Annotated in this window: 2 protein-coding genes; both read right to left on the bottom strand. The window is 60.4% G+C overall.

What is annotated here, in order from left to right:
- Positions 1 to 45: 45 nt before the first annotated feature.
- Positions 46 to 534, bottom strand: coding sequence for a helix-turn-helix domain-containing protein (locus tag ACPEES_RS23530; protein WP_435106964.1), 489 nt, complete (start codon positions 532 to 534; stop codon positions 46 to 48).
- Positions 535 to 693: 159 nt separating this feature from the next.
- Positions 694 to 921, bottom strand: coding sequence for a hypothetical protein (locus ACPEES_RS23525; protein WP_435106962.1), 228 nt, complete (start codon positions 919 to 921; stop codon positions 694 to 696).
- Positions 922 to 1,083 lie beyond the last annotated feature (162 nt).

Below are 1,083 nucleotides of genomic sequence, written 5' to 3'. Positions count from 1 at the left end.
CTCAGAAGGTACCCAGCTTGGGTGGGCGGACAAATTAGTCCGTTACTATCCGGACAATATCGGGCGGGGCTGACAGTCCTCGCCCGCACGCGCCGCTGCGACGTAGTGATGCAGCACGCGCCAGAGCGCATCGTCACCGACGCCCAAGTGGCGCGCCACCGCCTGCACCGGCATCTGCGCGCACAGGGTGACCACGATCGCCTCAAAGAGCTCGGTGAAGCCGCTGCCAGGGCGTGCCCACGGCACCGTCACCTGCGTTGTCTTGCCGCAGCCGCTGCACCGCACTCGCGGCACCGAGGCATGGATGTAGGCGCGGTGCTCGAAGAAGTGCAGGTGCTGCCAGCTGCGCCGGCGCGTGTCGTGCACCGGCTGATCCACCACCCCGCACGCCGGACAGGCAAAACGCGCACCGCACGCCAAGCCCACCTCCAGATCGATGCGTCTGGCCTCGGGGTCAAAGTCCACCGAGACCACCTCCCACGGCGGTCTCAGTCCCAGGCCGGCGGTAAACAGGCTGTGCTCGGTGGGGTTCATCTCGGCGGTGCTCCGATGGCGTCTCAGGCACCACAACATATCGGTCACCCCAGCCGGCCCGCCACCCGCAGGCACTCAACCCCTACCCACACAGATCGCGAAGGGACCAGAAAATCTCCCCGGGCGCTTCGCAATGACCAGCGGCTCACATCGATAGCTCTAAAACCACGACCAAAACTCTGGCTGAAACAGCAGCATAACAAACAAGGCAAAGACGAATACTGCAAAACGCGCAATATTTTCGCCGAGTGTTTGTCTAGCGGGCTTTCTTGCCCCAAGCATAATCAAAATATTGCGCACAACCCCCTCTTCCCGGTGCCGCCACCAAAAGAATATTTGCGCAACCGCCGCTACCGCCAATCCCACGTATATGCCAACTACATCCACTTCACTCTCCTATGAGATGGCACATATACGCTGAAGCAATATGTCATCAAATGGGTATCGCAACCATCTTAGCATCGCATAAGAATTAGTCCGTTCTGAACAACCTGCTATGCCACGCCCTGCAGTGCGGGTTCGCGAGCCCAGTCGCAGATGGTGACATCA

This window comes from Arhodomonas sp. AD133 (genome assembly GCF_051195215.1).
Classification (GTDB): domain Bacteria; phylum Pseudomonadota; class Gammaproteobacteria; order Nitrococcales; family Nitrococcaceae; genus Arhodomonas.
Note: the sequence above shows the minus strand (reverse complement) of the source record. Positions and strands in the feature narration are given on the sequence as shown.

Coding starts and splice junctions, on each gene's coding strand:
- ACPEES_RS23530 (WP_435106964.1), bottom strand. CDS start 534: ATGAACCCCACCGAGCACAGCCTGTTTACCGCCGGCCTGGGACTGAGA.